The sequence below is a fragment of the Dialister invisus DSM 15470 genome, from assembly GCF_000160055.1.
GTDB classification, from domain to species: Bacteria; Bacillota; Negativicutes; order Veillonellales; family Dialisteraceae; genus Dialister; species Dialister invisus.
In genome coordinates, this window is the sequence record NZ_GG698602.1 from 773918 (window position 1) to 790131 (window position 16214).

17 protein-coding genes and 1 tRNA gene are annotated in these 16214 nt (G+C 47.4%); 7 read left to right on the top strand and 11 right to left on the bottom strand.

All coding sequences use genetic code 11. The annotated features are described in order from the left end of the window. Positions 1–3: 3 nt before the first annotated feature. The 7 genes from GCWU000321_RS03780 to GCWU000321_RS03805 all read right to left on the bottom strand — a co-directional run bounded on the left by GCWU000321_RS03780 (position 4) and on the right by GCWU000321_RS03805 (position 6296). Positions 4–867, bottom strand: a complete 864-nt coding sequence (locus tag GCWU000321_RS03780) for a phosphoribosylaminoimidazolesuccinocarboxamide synthase (protein WP_040381235.1) — start codon at positions 865–867, stop codon at positions 4–6. A 25-nt stretch (positions 868–892) separates the two neighbouring features. Beyond that, complete coding sequence (gene purE / locus GCWU000321_RS03785) at positions 893–1381, bottom strand: 5-(carboxyamino)imidazole ribonucleotide mutase (RefSeq protein ID WP_040381238.1); 489 nt, start codon at positions 1379–1381, stop codon at positions 893–895. Positions 1382–1734: 353 nt separating this feature from the next. Further along, positions 1735–2937, bottom strand: a complete 1203-nt coding sequence (locus GCWU000321_RS03790) for an MFS transporter (protein WP_040381240.1) — start codon at positions 2935–2937, stop codon at positions 1735–1737. Positions 2938–2949: 12 nt separating this feature from the next. Beyond that, complete coding sequence (dusB, locus tag GCWU000321_RS03795) at positions 2950–3942, bottom strand: tRNA dihydrouridine synthase DusB (RefSeq protein ID WP_007069768.1); 993 nt, start codon at positions 3940–3942, stop codon at positions 2950–2952. Positions 3943–4445: 503 nt separating this feature from the next. Continuing rightward, entirely contained in the window at positions 4446–5303 is an 858-nt protein-coding gene (locus GCWU000321_RS03800; RefSeq protein ID WP_156777738.1) for a transporter substrate-binding domain-containing protein, read from the bottom strand. 32 nt (positions 5304–5335) lie between these two features. Beyond that, a complete protein-coding gene (locus tag GCWU000321_RS09845) occupies positions 5336–5470 on the bottom strand; it encodes a hypothetical protein (RefSeq protein WP_007069771.1) in 135 nt (44 codons plus the stop codon). Positions 5471–5777: 307 nt separating this feature from the next. Then, positions 5778–6296, bottom strand: a complete 519-nt coding sequence (locus GCWU000321_RS03805) for a nitroreductase family protein (protein WP_156777739.1) — start codon at positions 6294–6296, stop codon at positions 5778–5780. A 399-nt stretch (positions 6297–6695) separates the two neighbouring features. Here GCWU000321_RS03805 and GCWU000321_RS03810 point away from each other — a divergent pair, with 399 nt between their 5' ends. From GCWU000321_RS03810 to GCWU000321_RS03830, 5 genes are all read left to right on the top strand, one after another. Then, entirely contained in the window at positions 6696–7367 is a 672-nt protein-coding gene (locus tag GCWU000321_RS03810) for an amino acid ABC transporter permease (RefSeq protein ID WP_040381242.1), read from the top strand. Next, positions 7336–8013 (top strand): amino acid ABC transporter permease, encoded by a 678-nt coding sequence (locus GCWU000321_RS03815; protein ID WP_007069774.1) that lies wholly within the window; start codon positions 7336–7338, stop codon positions 8011–8013. Before GCWU000321_RS03810 ends, GCWU000321_RS03815 begins: the two co-directional genes overlap by 32 nt. A gap of 1 nt (position 8014) precedes the next feature. Next, positions 8015–8767, top strand: coding sequence for an amino acid ABC transporter ATP-binding protein (locus GCWU000321_RS03820; protein ID WP_007069775.1), 753 nt, complete (start codon positions 8015–8017; stop codon positions 8765–8767). A 15-nt stretch (positions 8768–8782) separates the two neighbouring features. Further along, on the top strand, positions 8783–9652 hold the full coding sequence (locus GCWU000321_RS03825) for a cysteine ABC transporter substrate-binding protein (protein ID WP_007069776.1): 870 nt from the start codon (positions 8783–8785) through the stop codon (positions 9650–9652). Positions 9653–9790: 138 nt separating this feature from the next. Further along, a complete protein-coding gene (locus GCWU000321_RS03830; protein WP_007069778.1) occupies positions 9791–10966 on the top strand; it encodes a MalY/PatB family protein in 1176 nt (391 codons plus the stop codon). Between the two features lie 49 nt (positions 10967–11015). Here the strand turns inward: GCWU000321_RS03830 and GCWU000321_RS03835 are convergent, their stop codons facing one another. Continuing rightward, a complete protein-coding gene (locus GCWU000321_RS03835) occupies positions 11016–11651 on the bottom strand; it encodes a tetratricopeptide repeat protein (RefSeq protein WP_007069779.1) in 636 nt (211 codons plus the stop codon). An 85-nt stretch (positions 11652–11736) separates the two neighbouring features. Here GCWU000321_RS03835 and GCWU000321_RS03840 point away from each other — a divergent pair, with 85 nt between their 5' ends. Continuing rightward, the gene (locus tag GCWU000321_RS03840; RefSeq protein WP_007069780.1) at positions 11737–12498 is read left to right on the top strand and encodes an SDR family NAD(P)-dependent oxidoreductase; all 762 of its coding nucleotides are present in this window, start codon (positions 11737–11739) and stop codon (positions 12496–12498) included. Between the two features lie 63 nt (positions 12499–12561). Beyond that, positions 12562–12637 (top strand) — tRNA-Thr (locus tag GCWU000321_RS03845). Between the two features lie 120 nt (positions 12638–12757). Here the strand turns inward: GCWU000321_RS03845 and GCWU000321_RS03850 are convergent. The 3 genes from GCWU000321_RS03850 to GCWU000321_RS03860 all read right to left on the bottom strand — a co-directional run bounded on the left by GCWU000321_RS03850 (position 12758) and on the right by GCWU000321_RS03860 (position 16150). After that, positions 12758–13363, bottom strand: coding sequence for a superoxide dismutase (locus tag GCWU000321_RS03850; protein ID WP_040381852.1), 606 nt, complete (start codon positions 13361–13363; stop codon positions 12758–12760). A gap of 166 nt (positions 13364–13529) precedes the next feature. After that, positions 13530–14060 (bottom strand): biotin transporter BioY, encoded by a 531-nt coding sequence (locus tag GCWU000321_RS03855; RefSeq protein ID WP_007069783.1) that lies wholly within the window; start codon positions 14058–14060, stop codon positions 13530–13532. Between the two features lie 161 nt (positions 14061–14221). Beyond that, positions 14222–16150, bottom strand: a complete 1929-nt coding sequence (locus GCWU000321_RS03860; RefSeq protein WP_040381245.1) for a bifunctional 4-hydroxy-3-methylbut-2-enyl diphosphate reductase/30S ribosomal protein S1 — start codon at positions 16148–16150, stop codon at positions 14222–14224. Between the last annotated feature and the right edge of the window lie 64 nt (positions 16151–16214).

The following is a 16214-nucleotide window of genomic DNA, read 5'->3' on the forward strand; positions in this document are numbered from 1 at the left end:
CTTTCAGAATTTTTCTCCCGTGAGAAGTTCGTAGGCTTCCACATACTTGCCGATCGTCTTGTCAATGATTTCCTGCGGCAGCACATCCCCCGGATTCTCTTTCAGGTAGTCGCGGACAAACTGTTTGTCATAAGACGGCTGCCCTTTCCCCGGTGCATAACCGTCCAGCGGCCAGAAGCGTGAATTGTCAGGCGTCAGCATTTCATCACCGAGAACGATATTTCCTTCCTTATCCAGACCGAATTCAAACTTAGTGTCCGCAATGATGATGCCTTTAGACAGCGCGTAATCGGCGCATTTCCTGTACAGAGCAAGTGTTAAGTCACGAAGCCTTTCCATGTATTCCTTCCCTTTTCCCGGGAAGGTCTTTTCAATCCATTCCGCCCCTTCTTCCATGGAAATATTCATGTCATGCTCACCGACAGGCGCTTTGGTAGAAGGAGTGAAAATCGCTTCAGGGAGCTTTTCACATTCCTCAAGCCCTTCCGGCAGACGGATACCGCAGATGGTGCCGTCTTTTTTGTAGCTTTCCCAGCCGGAGCCTGTGATGTATCCCCGGACGATGCATTCTACAGGAATCATCTCCAGCTTTTGGGTTTTCATGCTGTTTCCATCAAATTCGGGTTTTCGGAAAAACGCAGGCATATCCGCTGCGTCAATGGAAATCATATGGTTCGGTACCACGTCTTTTGTAAAATCAAACCAAAACTTGGACATCTTGTTCAGCACTTCACCTTTTTTGGGAATCGGATTTTCCAAAATATTATCGAATGCGGAAATGCGGTCAGTGCAAACCATGATAAGGCTGTCGCCCAAATCATACAATTCACGAACTTTCCCCGATTTAAAAGGCTTATATTCTTTCATCATACCCTCCCTGTCCCCTATATAATTATTTCAATTCTTTCTGTAACTTTTCATCTTTACGATAAATTTCAGCAGCCATTTCTTCACGGTATTCTTTATATTTTCTATAAAGATCTCTATCTGCTGCCGCGCCGATTTCCACTGCCAGGTACGCCGCATTTTTAGCGCCGTCAATCGCCACTGTCGCCACAGGAATCCCCGACGGCATCTGGACAATGGAAAATAAAGCATCCATGCCGTCCAGCCTGGCTCCTGACAACGGTACACCGATAACAGGACAAAGTGTCATAGAAGCCACTACGCCGGGAAGCGCTGCCGCCATACCCGCGCCGGCAATAAAGCAAGCTGCCCCTTTTTCTTCCTGTGCCAGAATAAATTCTTCCAGCTTCTTAGGTGTACGATGGGCAGATGCGATCGCCATATCATATGTCACGCCGAAACCGCTTAAAACTTCTGCGGCTTTCTTCATGACCGGCAGATCGGAATCACTGCCCATGACAATACCTACATGCATAGTTCCCTCCTTGAACAAAAATAAAAGCCCCCTGCTTCCCATAACAAGCAGTGAGCCTATTGCACAATACTAAAATGACAGTCATAAATAAAAAAGGCATTCTCTTCCCGTTTGTCCAAAACGCAACCGGAATCAAGAAACCTGCCCATTTTTCCTCCTTTAATAAGAAAAGCCCGCCATAACCACACGGGTTCCGCTTACAATAGATTGTGACTGTATCTTTACATATTTTAATATTTCCATATTGCCTTGTCAATGAAAGTTAATCTGATAAAGTACTGATTTTATAAGGATTTTTTATTATAATTATTTTCTTATCATCAGCTTATACAGTTTTCTTATTTTTTAATAATTCATGCTTCTAATTTATGCTCTTGTCTTCCTGTCAGGAAAAAGAACGGCACTGCCGCTGCCTGCATAAGCGCCGATATTGCCGCCATCCATAAAATAGAAGCATCATATAAAATTCCTAAAAGAAAACTTCCAATAAACCAGGATACACCAAACCCCGTTTCAAAAATTCCATACCCCACCGCTCTTTCGTGTTTAGGTATGATAGCAGCTACGGCCGCTTTCAGTGTAGACTCCTGCGCCCCCATACCTATACCCCAAAGAAGAACGCCGGCATACAGCCAGCAGGAAGACGGTGCCATAAAGATAAAAAACACAAAAGGCATCGACAGCAATGTAGACCATACGAGAGATACGGTACCGTACTTATCATAAAGCCAGCCGAAGAACAAAGCGGAAAACGCATCCGCCGCCATAGCTGCCGCATACAGCAGGGAAATTTCCGCTTTCCCTGCCAGCCCTGATTTCACCGCGTGCAGTGCCACTATCGGAAAATCAATAAAACCAAAGGCAAATAAAGCGGTTCCCACCATGTAAATTTTAAAACGGAAACCAAGATGTGCCTCTTTGGTTTCTTTAACTTCCGGCTCAAATTTTTCAGGATCGGGAAATTTTATTTTAGCTAAAATAACTGCTGCTATGCAGAGAAATGCCGGTATGCCGAGGAATAAAAAACTTTTCCCATAAGCCGTTTCCATCCCCTGGCTTCCATAATAAGACAACACCCAGAAAATCAACACCGGCCCCAGGAACGCGCCAAGCTGATCCAAAAACTCCTGAATGGCAAAACTTTTCCCGAGTCCTTCCCGGGATGCGGCATAAGAAAGAAGGGTACTCTTGGCAGGCTGCCGTATCGCTTTCCCCACCCGCCCCAAAATGATAAAGCATGCTGCCATCATCCAATTCCCATCAGGTACAAAAGCAAGACAGGGGATGGCAAGTACTGCCAGCGCATACCCGCCGACAGTCATAAACCAATATTTCCCGCTGCGGCTTGCAATGATACCGGTCACAAACCGAAGTCCGTATCCTACGAGCTCGCCGGCTCCCGATATACATCCCACCATTGCCGCAGATGCCCCCATCATCCCCAGGTATGCGCCAAAGATCCCACGTGCCCCTTCCTGCGTCATGTCGGCAAATAAACTTACTACCCCCATCAGGCAGATAAAACCCATGGCTGATGAATTCTTTCTGACTGTCATGCTGCCTCCCTGCTACACTTCCGGTTCCTCCAACCCCAATTCCTTTTCATACCCGGTAAGGATCCGTCCGAATTCTTCCTCCGTAAGTGCTTTCATAATCTCCCGGCGGAGTACGGTCGCCTTAGGAAGACCATGGAAATATCGGCTCGCATGAGCCCGCATTTCCCGGACCGCGATTCTTTCCCCTTTCTCAACGCACAATCCATGCAGATGTTTCCTTGCCATGGCAAGCCGTTCTTCCCAGCTCGGCCCGGGAAGGATCTCTCCTGTTTCCAGATATGTATTCACCGCCCCGAAAACCCAAGGATTTCCCCATGCCGCACGGCCGATGGCAACTGCTGCACATCCGGTTTCCTCCATCAGTGCCTTTGCCGCAGGGCCGTCCCCCACATCCCCGTTTCCGATAACAGGAATACGGACGGCATCCACAACCTTTTTGATTTCTCTCCAGTCTGCCGTTCCCATATAAAAATCTTCCCGTGTCCGACCATGGACCGTAATGGCTGCCGCCCCTGCCGATTCCGCTGCCATTGCCAGTTCTACGGCATTGATCGTATCCCGCGACCAGCCCAGACGCATTTTTATGGTAACAGGAATCTTCACCGCTGCCGTTACCGCTGAAATAATCTCCGCTGCCAGCGTCACATTTTTCATCAATGCTGAACCGTCGCCATTCTTTACGACCTTTTGCATGGGACACCCCATATTGATATCCACTATATCAGCGCCGGCCTTTTCCATCACTTTCGCTCCAAGTGCCATAACAGCGGGATCGCTGCCAAAAAGCTGGAGAGATACGGGATGTTCTTCTTCCGCAATCTTCAGCATATCCTTCGTTTTCTCATTATGATAATAAAGCCCTTTCGCGCTCACCATTTCCGCCGTTGTAAGGGCAGCGCCCATCTTGCGGGCAATGACACGATACGCCAGGTCACTCACCCCTGCCATGGGGGCCAGCAGGGCAAACCCGTCCAGCTGTATATTTCCAATCCGTGGATATTCCATGCCTATTCCTTTACTGTCACAAATTGTTTGCAGTTATATTATATTATCATATTGCCAAACGGGGAAAGTCCATTTCTCCCGCTCTAATGCTCTAATGAAATACCCTTTATACTTTTTTACACCGCGCAAAAACGGCAACCCCTTATCAATCGGATCTGCCGTTCCTTTTCCGCCAATCGTCATTCAGAGCGGATGCAAGAATGCCTTATGGGAAAGCAGAGAAGCGGTAATGTGACACTAAGCGAAGAATCTGTCACCCTGATGATGTCTTACTGATTCCCTCACCATAGTAGCAGATCCTTCACATTCGCTTCGGATGACAATTAACGTTTCCCTCATTATGACGCCTTTTCCTCCAATCGTCGTTCTGAGCGGACGCAAGAATGCCTTATGGGAAAGCAGGGAAGCGGTAATGTGACGCTGAGCGAAGAATCTGTCACTCTGATGATGTCTCACCGGCTTTTGTATCGCGGTAACGGCTTCCAGCTTATAAACTCCGTTCCTTATTTCTTCAATTCTTTCAGGTTGTCCAGAAGGTTTCTGTGGTACCACTTTTCCGACAGGCGGGCAATAGTACCGTCATCAGTAAGTTTTTTCAGAGCCGTGTCAATTTCCGCCGCCAGTTTTTCTTCTTTCTTATTTACAATAACAACGATTTCATTGACTTTAATCGGCTTGCCTACTGTCACAATTTCAATCCCCATCGCTTTTGCTGTTTCTTCCACACCGAAGTTATCCGGGTATACCATGAAATCATACTGGCCGGTTTTGAGGGACTGCAGACGATCCGCCACGGTAAGCCCGTCTTGAATCGGCACTTCTTTCATAAGATTGTCATGAGCGGCGTTCCAGTCGGTGAGGACTTTATAAATGCCGCCATTCGGTGTATTCGGTACCTGTTTGCCGTTCTTTACCGCATCTTCCAGATTGGAGAATTTATTCTGATTGTCTTTCAGCACATAAATCATGACGGAACTTGCACCGATGGGCGTATTCGGAATGATATAATCCTTTTCGCGGCGGGGTGTTCTGTAATAACCACCGGAAGCGACTTTCGCATCGCCCGATTCCATCATGACGTCCTGCGTTTCAGGCGGCACCGCTTTAATATCCAGTGTATAATCTTTCAGATTCTTATTTACTTCCTGCCATATATCATATTCAAATCCCTGGATTTTTCCATCTTCATCCTGCCAGGCAATCGGCCGCTCCGTGCTGGATACGACTAATTTCACTGCTGTTTTATTTCCCGCATCCGCCGCTTTCGGCGCGTCTTTCTTTTCACCGCCGCAGCCGGCGAAGGCTCCGATAATCATAGCGGAAGCCGCTAATGCGAAAATAATTTTCAGACTTCTTCTCATGATGTGATCCTCCTTTAAATACAATTGCATTACTATTTTTTATAAAACTGATGAAACGCGGGCGAAGAAATTCCGATAAAGAGGAGACAGCTGTAAAATCCCCATTTCATATTGTCCAGTTCTCTGGCGATCAATCTGCCCATCTTCATCATCCTTTCTGTAAACAAAAAATCTCCCGCCCATATAGGACGAGAGACCCGTGATTCCACCTAATTTTGTGCATATGTCACCACATACACCTCATCGGGTACCGGGAAAAATCCTCTATACCCTGACTCTGTATCGGGAGTACCCGGGAAGATCTACTGCTCGTTCAATCCGCCGGACTCAGAAATGCACTTCAGCACCTTATCCGTATCCGCTTACACTCTCCGGACTCGCTTTGCCGTATTCAGACTGCCTACTCTTTTCTTCATTGCCTTAAGTTGTCCCTTACTCTACCATCAATATTCCATTCTGTCAACAAAAAATCAATTATTCCATACGGAGTATCCTGAAATGTCTGTCATCTTTCCTTTTCACCGCGCTTCCCGGACCATGTCCGACAGCGACTCCCAGAAGCGGATAAACGCCTTCCGGCAAATTCATCTTTTTGATATATTCCGCGTTTTCACCTAAATGACGGATAAAGCCAAAGAGAATAACAGATCCCAGCCCCAATTCCGCCGCTTTAAGATGGATATGCTCCGCAATGATTCCAGCGTCATACCGCATGAGATAATCCACCGCTTCCTTCGTGCGGCAAATCAGAAACAGCAGGGGCGCACCAAAAAGCGGATCCCCGCCTCCGGTTTCTTCCTTTTCTTCTTTTGCAATAAGGTCAAGTATTTCCCTGTCCCTTACTACGACAAGATTGTATCCGCCGTCATTATGTTTTCCCACGGATGAAGCCATGGCTGCGTCAAGCATGGCTTTTTCATCTTCCTGTGAAACGATTTCCTTTGTATAGCGGCGGACAGATTTCCGCAAAGCGAGCACTTCATTAAATTCCATAGTCATTCCTCCTTTAGCTTACTGTTTTTATTATGACAGACCGGAGACATTTTTTCTATGAAAACATGTAATGTGCAGTAAGCATTTCAGTTTTTTCAAACATTAGTTTGACATTTCAAATTTATCATGCTACCATGACTTTAAATTGAGCAGAAATGCGGAAAGGAAGTACCACGATGGACTATCAGGCACGTGTAATGGTGATTTGTTGTAACATGGCATGTTGCTGTCATGTCCGTTTTGCGTGCGCTCCTTTTTATACACTTTCTGCCAATGATATGATTAACTGAATGGCAGGAACGGATCAGCGGGAAGCGCAGGCTTCCCGTTTTTATTTTGGATATTTCCATCAGATTGCCGCCAAAAAGAAAAGGCGGCGCCATTCTAAAGGAGCTTATCTTGGATATTGATTTTATGATGAAATACGCTCCCCTTTTCGCAAAGGCGGCATGGACGACACTTGGTATCGGCGCAGCCGGTATTTTTCTTTCTTTTCTTGCTGGACTTGTCATCAGTGTGATCCGATACAGGAAGATCCCTTTTCTTCTTCCCCTTTCCACGGCGTATGTGGAACTGTCAAGGAATACGCCTCTCCTGGTCCAGCTTTTTTTCCTCTACTTCGGCCTTCCGAAAGCAGGCATCCATATTTCCGGTGAAACCTGCGCCGCCGCAGGGCTCACTTTCCTTGGCGGAAGCTACATGGCGGAAGCCCTCCGAAGCGGAATTGAGTCTGTGTCCGTCTCTCAATATGAATCGGCAGCCGCCCTCGGCCTTACGGAGCATCAGATTTTCCGTTTTGTAGTTTTCCCGCAGGCTTTTACCGTTTCCCTTCCGCCTCTCTGCGCAAACGTTTTATTTCTTATCAAAGAAACCTCTGTTTTCAGCGTCTGCGCAGTGCCTGACCTGATGTACATCGCCAAAGACCTCATTGGGCTTTACTATAAGACCGATGAAACTCTCTGGATGCTCGTCATTTCTTACCTCATCATCCTTCTCCCTATTTCGGCGGGATCGTCATTACTGGAAAGGAGGCTCCGTCATGGACCATACAGGGATACGGATCCTGCTTGAGGGCAGCAACGGTTTGCGCCTTCTTTCCGGATTGTGGACGACCGTGGAAATATCCCTTCTTTCCGTAATCGGTTCCGTGATTTTCGGCCTTTTCACCGGTCTTTTCATGACACTCCAAAACAGAGCGGCAAAACTTATTTCCCGTTTTTACCTGGAGTTTATCCGCATCATGCCGCAGCTTGTCCTTCTCTTCATCGCCTATTTCGGCATCACGCGAGCATTTGGTATCAGCCTGTCCGGATTTACCGCCTCTGTCATCGTTTTCATCTTATGGGGAGCAGCGGAAATGGGCGACCTTGTCAGAGGCGCGCTCATCTCTATCCCTAAGAGTCAGTACGAAAGCGCGGAAGCTTTAGGCCTTTCCCGCCGGCAGATGTACCGCTTCATCATTATCCCCCAGTCGCTCCGACGCTTGCTTCCGCCGGCGATCAACCTGTTTACGCGGATCATTAAGACCACTTCTCTCGTCGTCCTCATCGGTGTCGTGGAAATGCTGAAAACAGGCCAGCAAATCATTGAAGCAAACAGATACACCGCTCCCGACGCGGCACTTTGGATCTACGCCGCAATATTTTTCCTTTACTTCCTCGCCTGCTATCCGCTTTCCCGAATGGCGGCATATTTGGAAAAGAAATGGACAGACTGATATGGCAGAAAACATCCTGCTCCACACAGAGCATCTCAGCAAAAAATTCGGAGAACAATTTATCTTGAAAGACATCTCTCTTGATGTAAAGAAAAGTGAAGTCGTCGTGATTATCGGACCGTCAGGCTGCGGCAAATCCACTTTCCTGCGATGTATCAACGGCCTTGAGCCGCTTTCTGGAGGAAAAGTGGAACTGGACGGGCAGAATATTTCCGACGGCTCCGTCTCAGGAGCCGCCATCTGCCAGCGTATCGGCATGGTCTTCCAAAGCTATGACCTTTTCCCTCACATGACCGTTCTGGAGAATATCATCCTTGCCCCCACGGAAGTGCAGAAACGGAAGAGAGAAGAAGTCACCGCCGAAGCAAGGCAGCTGCTGAAACGAATCGGACTGGAAGACAAAGAAAATGCCCGTCCCGGAGAATTATCAGGCGGGCAGAAACAGCGCATCGCCATGATACGCGCTCTCATCATGAAGCCGGAAATCATGCTTTTCGATGAAGTCACCGCTTCCCTTGACCCTGAAATGGTGCGGGAAGTCTTAGACGTCATCATGGAGCTGGCAAAAGAAGGCATGACCATGCTCATCGTAAGCCATGAAATGCAATTTGCCCGTGCCGTGGCAGACCGTATCCTCTTCTTTGATCAGGGTGTCATTGAAGAAGAAGGAACCCCGTCTGAACTCTTTGATCACCCGAAACGGGAACGGACGAAACAGTTTTTACATTCATTCAGATATGAAAGAAGTCAGTAGAAAGAAGGGATCCCCATGTTAAAGAAACTGTCGTACATCCTCGCCGCCATTACGCTCGTATGCACCATGGCCTTTGCTGCAGGCTGCGGAAGCAAAAATTCCGATGATAAACAGGCTGCGCAGAAAGCCTCTTTTCGTTCCATCGCGGACATTAAGCAAAGTGGAAAGCTGATTATCGGCGTATTCAGTGACAAAGCGCCTTTCGGTTACATTGACAAGGACGGAAATTATCAGGGATATGATGTATACTTCGCCGAGCGCCTCGCCAAAGACATGGGCGTAAAAGCAGAATATATCTCTCTTGAACCGGCGAACCGTGTGGAATACGCAAAAACGGGAAAAGTAGATATCGTCCTCGCCAATTTCACTGTCACTAAAGAAAGAGCGGAGCAGGTGGACTTCGCCCTGCCTTACATGAAAGTCGCCCTCGGCGTTGTTTCCCCGAAAAAAGACAACATTACATCCATTGACCAGCTGAAAGACAAGCTGCTCATCGTCGCTAAAGGAACGACAGCGGAAACCTATTTCGACAAGCACCACCCTGAAATAAAACTTCTGAAATTTGACCAGTATACAGAAACCTTCAACGCCCTCCTAGACGGCAGAGGCGCGGCCTTCTCCACGGACAATACGGAAGTTCTTGCCTGGGCAATGAAAAATCCGGACTTCAAGGTAGGCATCACTTCCCTCGGCGATCTGGACACCATCGCTCCTGCCGTACAGAAAGGAAATAAAGAACTTCTCGCCTATATCAATGATGAAATAAAAAAATTAGGCAAAGAAAACTTTTTCCACAAAAACTACGAAGCCACCTTGGCTCCCGTTTACGGCAGTGCTGTCAATCCTGACGATCTTGTCGTGGAAGGCGGGGAAGTAAAGAAATAATGCACAAAACCGGGCTGCCTGCTGACCATGGGCTGCCCGGTTTTCATTTGCCTTTCTATATTTCCTTTCGCGGAACTGTGCTTAAAAGAACCGTTCATGCTATCATAAGGGCATGGATTCTCATGAAAGGAGAACTTTATGGAACGATTTGATTTTGATACCGTCATCAACAGAAAAAACACGGCCTGCCTTAAATACGATTTCGCCGGAGAATACGGCGTCCCCGAAGATACACTCCCCTTTTGGATCGCCGACATGGATTTTAAAGTGGCGGACTGCATCACCGATGCTCTTCGTGACCGCATAGAGCATGGTATTTACGGGTACTCCGACACAGGCGTTTCTTATTTCCGGGCGCTCGCCGGCTGGGAGAAAAAACATTTCAACTGGGATATCCGCCCGGAATGGCTCATAAAGACTCCCGGCGTCGTTCCCGCCATCAACATCGCCGTAAAGGCTCTGACAAAAGAAAATGACGCCGTCCTCATCAATCAGCCCGTTTACCATCCTTTTCATGCCGCCATCACGCAAAATAACAGGAAACTCATTAACAGCCCCCTCATTCTTAAAGACGGCCATTATGAAATTGATTTTGCCGATCTGGAAGAAAAAATTAAAACCCACAAGGTAAAGGCGGCTGTCCTCTGCTCCCCCCACAACCCCGTGGGCCGTGTGTGGACAATAGAGGAGCTGCATGCCTATGCGGAAATCTGCAGAAAGTACAATGTCGCTGTTATTTGTGACGAGATCCATGCCGACTTCGTCTTCAAAGGGCACAAACATATCCCCTTTGCCTCTGTCAGCGAAGACGCGGCAGACAGGTCTGTCACCTGCACCGCCCCCAGTAAAACTTTTAATATCGCAGGACTCCAGACATCAAACATCCTTATTCCCAATGAGTCCATCAGAAATAAATTTAAAGCCGTCCTTGATTCTTTCGGCTATGAACGCCCGAATGTCATGGGTATTATTGCAGCCGAGGCCGCCTACCGCGGCGGGGAAGAATGGCTTGCCGCTGTCTGGGAATACATCGAAAACAATCTTGCTTTTACTAAAAAATTCCTTGCCGGCAGACTGCCGAAAATGAAACTCATCGAGCCGGAAGGGACTTATCTTCTCTGGATCGACTGCAACGCGTATGACATCACCGATAAAGAATTGGAAAATAAACTTCTTTATGACGCAAAACTCTGGCTCGACATGGGCTCCATGTTCGGCCCGGAAGGAAATAAATTTTTCCGCTTCAACATCGCCTGCCCGAAATCCGTTTTAGAAAAAGGGCTGGGTCAGCTGGCCGAAGCATTTAAAGAATGACAGCTGAAAAACAAAATGCCCCACCACTGTCGGTCGGCATTTTGTTTTTTTATTCCTGCTTCAGCTGTAATATTCTCTTAAACTCCGCATCTTCACGGAGGAAAGCAAAGTGATCCTGCACAGAGGCCGCGGAAACGACATCCTGTCCTCCAAGGATGACCGCTTTCTCCAGGTAATCCAATGCCTCTTCCCTATCCCTTTTATCCGCAAAATTCGTGGCGATCCCGTAGTAAGACCATGTATTCTGCGGGTCTGCTTTCAGAACCTTTTGAAAATACACGATAGACGCATCATAGTGCCTGCCTAATTTTTGAGCAACGGCCATGTCATAATCAGCCTGTACATAGGAAGGTGAAATGGAAAGCGCCTTTTCAATAAAAGGAATCCCTTCATCAGGAGAAATATCGAAGGCAAGAATAATTCCCTTGAGAGAAAGCGCCTTATAATTTTCCCCATCCTCATTAATTGCCTGATTAGCCAAACGAAGCGCCTCTGTACGATGTCCTTTCCCATAAGCCTGTGCCGCTTTATGGTACAGTGTTTCCGATACTGCCGGAATCTCATGGACTTTTATTTCCTGTGCCGCCGGAATGTCTTCTGCAGCAAGCGCTTTTTTCTCCCCGCTGTCCAACCCGCACCCCGCCAATAATAACACAGCCAATAATGCATATCCTATTTCTTTCATAAACGCCTCCTGCCCCTATTGTAAAAGAATTTATCCTCCGGCGCAAAACATAGTATAATAAAGGAAAACAATTGAAGGAGGCAGTATGAATAAACTTGCATTTATCACAGGGGCGACCAGCGGCATCGGACTGGCTACCGCCAAAGCACTTGCAGAAAATGGCTATGATTTGGCTCTTGCCGCAAGAAACGAGGAAAAACTTTATGCCGTCAAAAACGGCTTTGAAAAAGATTATGGAGTCAAAGTCACGCCGTATCCCCTTGATGTAAGAGATCAGGATGCCGTACAAAACACTGCCGGCCGCTGCCTTTCCGAAACGGGCACACCCGATGTCCTCGTAAATGACGCAGGACTTGCCAGAGGTCTCGAACCGTACAGCAGCAACGATGTCGATGATATCATCCAAACCATCGACACAAACATCAAAGGACTCTTCCTTGTGACCCGTGCCTTCCTTCCCGCCATGCTTAAGCGGAACACGGGGCATATCATAAACCTCGGTTCCACGGCGGGACTGTACGCTTACGCCGGAGCCGCGGTCTACTGTTCTACCAAAGCCGCAGTAAAAACTTTCAGTGACGGCATCCGTATCGAAGTCATAGACAGCGACATCAAAGTCACTACCATCCAGCCGGGTATCGTGGAAACGCCATTCAGCGAAGTTCGTTTCCATGGCGATAAGGAAAGAGCTGCCGCCGTTTATGAAGGTATCGATGCCCTTCAGGCGGAAGATATAGCCGATATAATCGTCTTTGCGGTGAACCGCCCGAAGCGTGTCCAAATCAGCGACATCGTCATTATGGCAAACCAGCAGGGTACCGGTTTCCTGGTCAGCAAAAAGAAATAAGCGGTTTATATTCCTTTTATATTGACAAATTCTCTTCCTATAAGTAGAATATAACTTGTCAATGCCGATATAGCTCAGCTGGTAGAGCGGCGCATTCGTAATGCGTAGGTCGCAGGTTCAAATCCTGTTGTCGGCTCCAGTGATTCGAGTCTGAGAAGTTCTCCTTTTCAGACTTTTATTTTTTCCAAATGAAATATTTCTGTCATGGATCCACGAAAAAGAACCTCCCTGAAGGAAGTTCTTTTTTTGATCCGGTAAATTATGCTTTTCCCAAAAGTTCTTCCACGAAGTCCCAGTTGACAACCTGAAAGAAGTTCTCCGCATAATCGGCGCGGCGGTTCTGATATTTCAAGTAATAGGCATGTTCCCACACATCAAGGCAGAGAATCGGTTTCTTGCCGTCCTCCAGCGGGCAGTCCTGATTGGCCGTGGATAGGACATCAAGTTTGCCGCCATCTGCCACGAGCCATGCCCAGCCGCTGCCGAAACGGCTTGTGGCAGCCGCTGCAAACTGCTTCTTAAATTCATCAAAAGAGCCGAAAGACTCATCGATCTTTGCCAAAAGAGAAGCGGACGGTTTTGTCTGCCCGACAGGTGCCATCATCTTCCAAAAAAGACTGTGATTGTAATGGCCGCCTCCATTATTACGGACAGCCGTGCGAATCGCTTCCGGCACCTCATTCAGATGAATGATAACATCTTCAATGGACTTTTCGGCCCATTCCGGATAATTTTCCACTGCTTTGTTCAAATTTGCCACATAAGCCGCATGATGCCTGCCATGATGGATTTCCATCGTTTTTGCGTCAATAATCGGTTCTAAAGCGTCAAATGCATAGGGCAGGTCCGGTAATACAAAAGCCATGATAAACTCCTTTTTCATATACGACAGCCTCCTGCAGTTCCCTGCATCGGAAGCGGTTAAAATTTCTGTGATTTCATTATATCTTATTTTATCGATTTATGCAAATATTTCGATTTACTTTTTTAAAAATATAAAAGCAGGACTTCCTGCCTTTATATGAACCTTCCTATCCCTGAATCAAACGGCCTCTGTACTTACTGACCAGGAAAGAAGCCAACAGAATCTTTGCCAGATCTCCCGGAAGAAACGGAAACATACAGAGCAGAAACGCTGACCATACGCCTGTACCGGTAAGGAATATGAACCAAGCGATCCCCAAAATATAACAGCCCAGAGTACCGCATATGGAGGCAATCAGCATTGTTTTAAAACTATATCCATATTTCTCGGAAATCAGTCCTGTAACAAAAGCCATCACCGCAAAACCGATAATGAATCCGCCCGCAGGTCCCGCTATAACGGAAACACCGGAACGCATCATGGAAAAAACGGGGACTCCCGCCGCGCCGAGAAGAAGGTAAATAACAATACTCATCAGTCCATACCTGGAGCCAAGGAATCCGCCCGCCAGTAAAACGGCAAAGGTTCCCAGTGTAATTGGCACCGGCTGGATCGGTATCGTCAGTTGGGAGCACACGGCGCAAAAGGCGGCAAAAAGTGCACAAAGCACTTGCATACGGATATTACTGTTATTCATAATGACCTCGCTTTATAATTTATGTTTTATTATAAACAGCCATCCTTTATATGTCAACGGCATGTGTTCAGCAAGGTTTATATTTTCAGTTTCTGCCTATTTTCCGCAGTAAAAAAGACCCCGGGGAAATTCCTCTCAGGGTCTTATTGGTTTTACATCAGTTATTCTTCAACTTTTTCTTCTGTTTCCGCTTCCGCTTCGACTTCCGCCTCTTCATGAACCGGAGCTTCTACCAGAGAAAAGCTGATTCTCTTGCGGGCTTCATCTATGCCGATGATACGGACAGTCAGATCATCGCCAACCCGGCAGATATCGCCCGGTTTCTTGTTATGATCCTGTGTCATCTCATTGATGTGGAGCAGGCCGGTAAGCCCGTCTTCCAATTCTACAATAACGCCGAATTCAAGGATTTTTACCACTCTTGCACCGACTATATCATCCACTTCATGGTCTTTGACAGCAGTTTCCCATGGATTCGGAAGGCAGTCTTTGTGGCTGAAAGAAATTCTCTGTTTTTCTCTGTCAAAAGACTTAATCTTAACGTCAATCACCTGTTCCGGCTGGAGAACATCTTCTACCTTGGAAATCTTTCTCCAGGACACATCGGAAATATGAAGCAGGCCTTCAATACCGTTCAGCGCAACAAACGCGCCGTAAGGCATAATTTTCTTCACGGTACCTTTCAGCACTTCGCCGTTTTCATAAGCCTGTTCAATGACATCCAGCTCACCCGTGCGCTGTTCTTCAAGAACGGCTTTACGGGAAAGGACGAGGCGGTTCTTTGTAGGATCCACTTCCAGAATCTTGGCTTTAAATTTCTGTCCGACGAGGCTCTGCAGAGAATGAACGAAACGGAGATCCCCCTGGGAAAGCGGGATAAAGCCGCGCAGGGATTTAAGCTGTACAAGCAGACCGACTTTGATTGCTTCGATACCTTCGCATTCAACCGGTTCCCCCTTGTCAAAGGCTTCCTTAGCCACATCCCAGTCTGCCAGGCGGTCAACCTTGATCTTGGAAACAAAAATCGTGCTGTCTTCTTTCACACTGCTGACAACCTGCACACGAAGCGAGTCTCCTACCTGCAGTACATCTTTAAGGGATGCGGGCTCCGGATAGGAATATTCATGAAGCGGAAGTACGGCTTCGGTCTTGTATCCGAAAGAGATCCAGGCTTTGTCATCGGTCAGGTCTACTACCTTCCCTTCTACAACGCTGCCTTTGTGTACATCCAGGTTCATTTCTTCCTGTTCCAGCATTTCATTCATGTCTTCCATAATAAAAAATACCTCCTCTATGATCCAGTCCGGTGTGGATGCACCGGCGGTGATGCCAACTTTGCATTGACTGTGGAACCATTCTTTTTTCAGTTCCGCCGCCGTTTCAATATGATGGGTAACGGCTCCTTCCGCCTGGCAGACTTCCACCAATCTGCCGGTATTGGCACTGTTGCGGCCGCCTATAACGATCATCACATCTACATTCCGTGCCAGCTCTCCTGCCGCCGTCTGTCTGTCCGACGTGGCATTGCAGATCGTCTTATGGACGCTCACGCTTCCCGCTTTCCGTTTGATCGCGGTAATCAAGCGGTCTGCCAGAGAAAGGGAGAATGTAGTCTGTATAACAATATGGACTTCGTCCAGGTCCGGCAAGGCTTCCACGTCTTCCATCGTTTCCACGATGTACGGCGCTTCACCCGCCCATTCAGCTACGCTCAGCATTTCAGGGTGCTTCTTTTCACCGACAAGCACAATCTTTTTGCCTTCCGCCGCCAGCCCTTTCGCTATTTCCTGGTTCCTCTTCACAAAAGGACAAGTCGCGTCAAGCAAAACTGATTTTTTGCGCTTGAGGTTATTATAACACGAAGGCCCTATTCCATGCGAACGAATAATCACTGTTTCATCGGTTATCTCATCAGTACTCATCACGGGAGAAATCCCTTTTCCCGCAAGCCTTGCCACGACCTGGGGATTGTGGATAATCGGCCCCAAAGTAACCGTCTTCTGTCCTGAAACAGCAGCATTTTCCGCGATTTCCATCGCTTTTCGCACGCCGTAGCAGAATCCCATCACTCTTGCTTTATAAATTTTCATTGATATATTTTTTCCAACTTCCCCTTGCATATAACTAAAAACTACCATTTGCTATAAAAAAGTT

What these genes read in the sequence shown, in the direction of transcription:
- GCWU000321_RS03780 (WP_040381235.1), bottom strand. Translation starts at nt 867, where the DNA reads ATGAAAGAATATAAGCCTTTTAAATCGGGGAAAGTTCGTGAATTGTAT.
- purE (WP_040381238.1), bottom strand. Translation starts at nt 1,381, where the DNA reads ATGCATGTAGGTATTGTCATGGGCAGTGATTCCGATCTGCCGGTCATG.
- GCWU000321_RS03790 (WP_040381240.1), bottom strand. Translation starts at nt 2,937, where the DNA reads ATGACAGTCAGAAAGAATTCATCAGCCATGGGTTTTATCTGCCTGATG.
- dusB (WP_007069768.1), bottom strand. Translation starts at nt 3,942, where the DNA reads ATGGAATATCCACGGATTGGAAATATACAGCTGGACGGGTTTGCCCTG.
- GCWU000321_RS03800 (WP_156777738.1), bottom strand. Translation starts at nt 5,303, where the DNA reads ATGAGAAGAAGTCTGAAAATTATTTTCGCATTAGCGGCTTCCGCTATG.
- GCWU000321_RS03805 (WP_156777739.1), bottom strand. Translation starts at nt 6,296, where the DNA reads ATGGAATTTAATGAAGTGCTCGCTTTGCGGAAATCTGTCCGCCGCTAT.
- GCWU000321_RS03815 (WP_007069774.1), top strand. Translation starts at nt 7,336, where the DNA reads ATGGACCATACAGGGATACGGATCCTGCTTGAGGGCAGCAACGGTTTG.
- GCWU000321_RS03820 (WP_007069775.1), top strand. Translation starts at nt 8,015, where the DNA reads ATGGCAGAAAACATCCTGCTCCACACAGAGCATCTCAGCAAAAAATTC.
- GCWU000321_RS03825 (WP_007069776.1), top strand. Translation starts at nt 8,783, where the DNA reads ATGTTAAAGAAACTGTCGTACATCCTCGCCGCCATTACGCTCGTATGC.
- GCWU000321_RS03830 (WP_007069778.1), top strand. Translation starts at nt 9,791, where the DNA reads ATGGAACGATTTGATTTTGATACCGTCATCAACAGAAAAAACACGGCC.
- GCWU000321_RS03835 (WP_007069779.1), bottom strand. Translation starts at nt 11,651, where the DNA reads ATGAAAGAAATAGGATATGCATTATTGGCTGTGTTATTATTGGCGGGG.
- GCWU000321_RS03840 (WP_007069780.1), top strand. Translation starts at nt 11,737, where the DNA reads ATGAATAAACTTGCATTTATCACAGGGGCGACCAGCGGCATCGGACTG.
- GCWU000321_RS03850 (WP_040381852.1), bottom strand. Translation starts at nt 13,363, where the DNA reads ATGGCTTTTGTATTACCGGACCTGCCCTATGCATTTGACGCTTTAGAA.
- GCWU000321_RS03855 (WP_007069783.1), bottom strand. Translation starts at nt 14,060, where the DNA reads ATGAATAACAGTAATATCCGTATGCAAGTGCTTTGTGCACTTTTTGCC.
- GCWU000321_RS03860 (WP_040381245.1), bottom strand. Translation starts at nt 16,150, where the DNA reads ATGAAAATTTATAAAGCAAGAGTGATGGGATTCTGCTACGGCGTGCGA.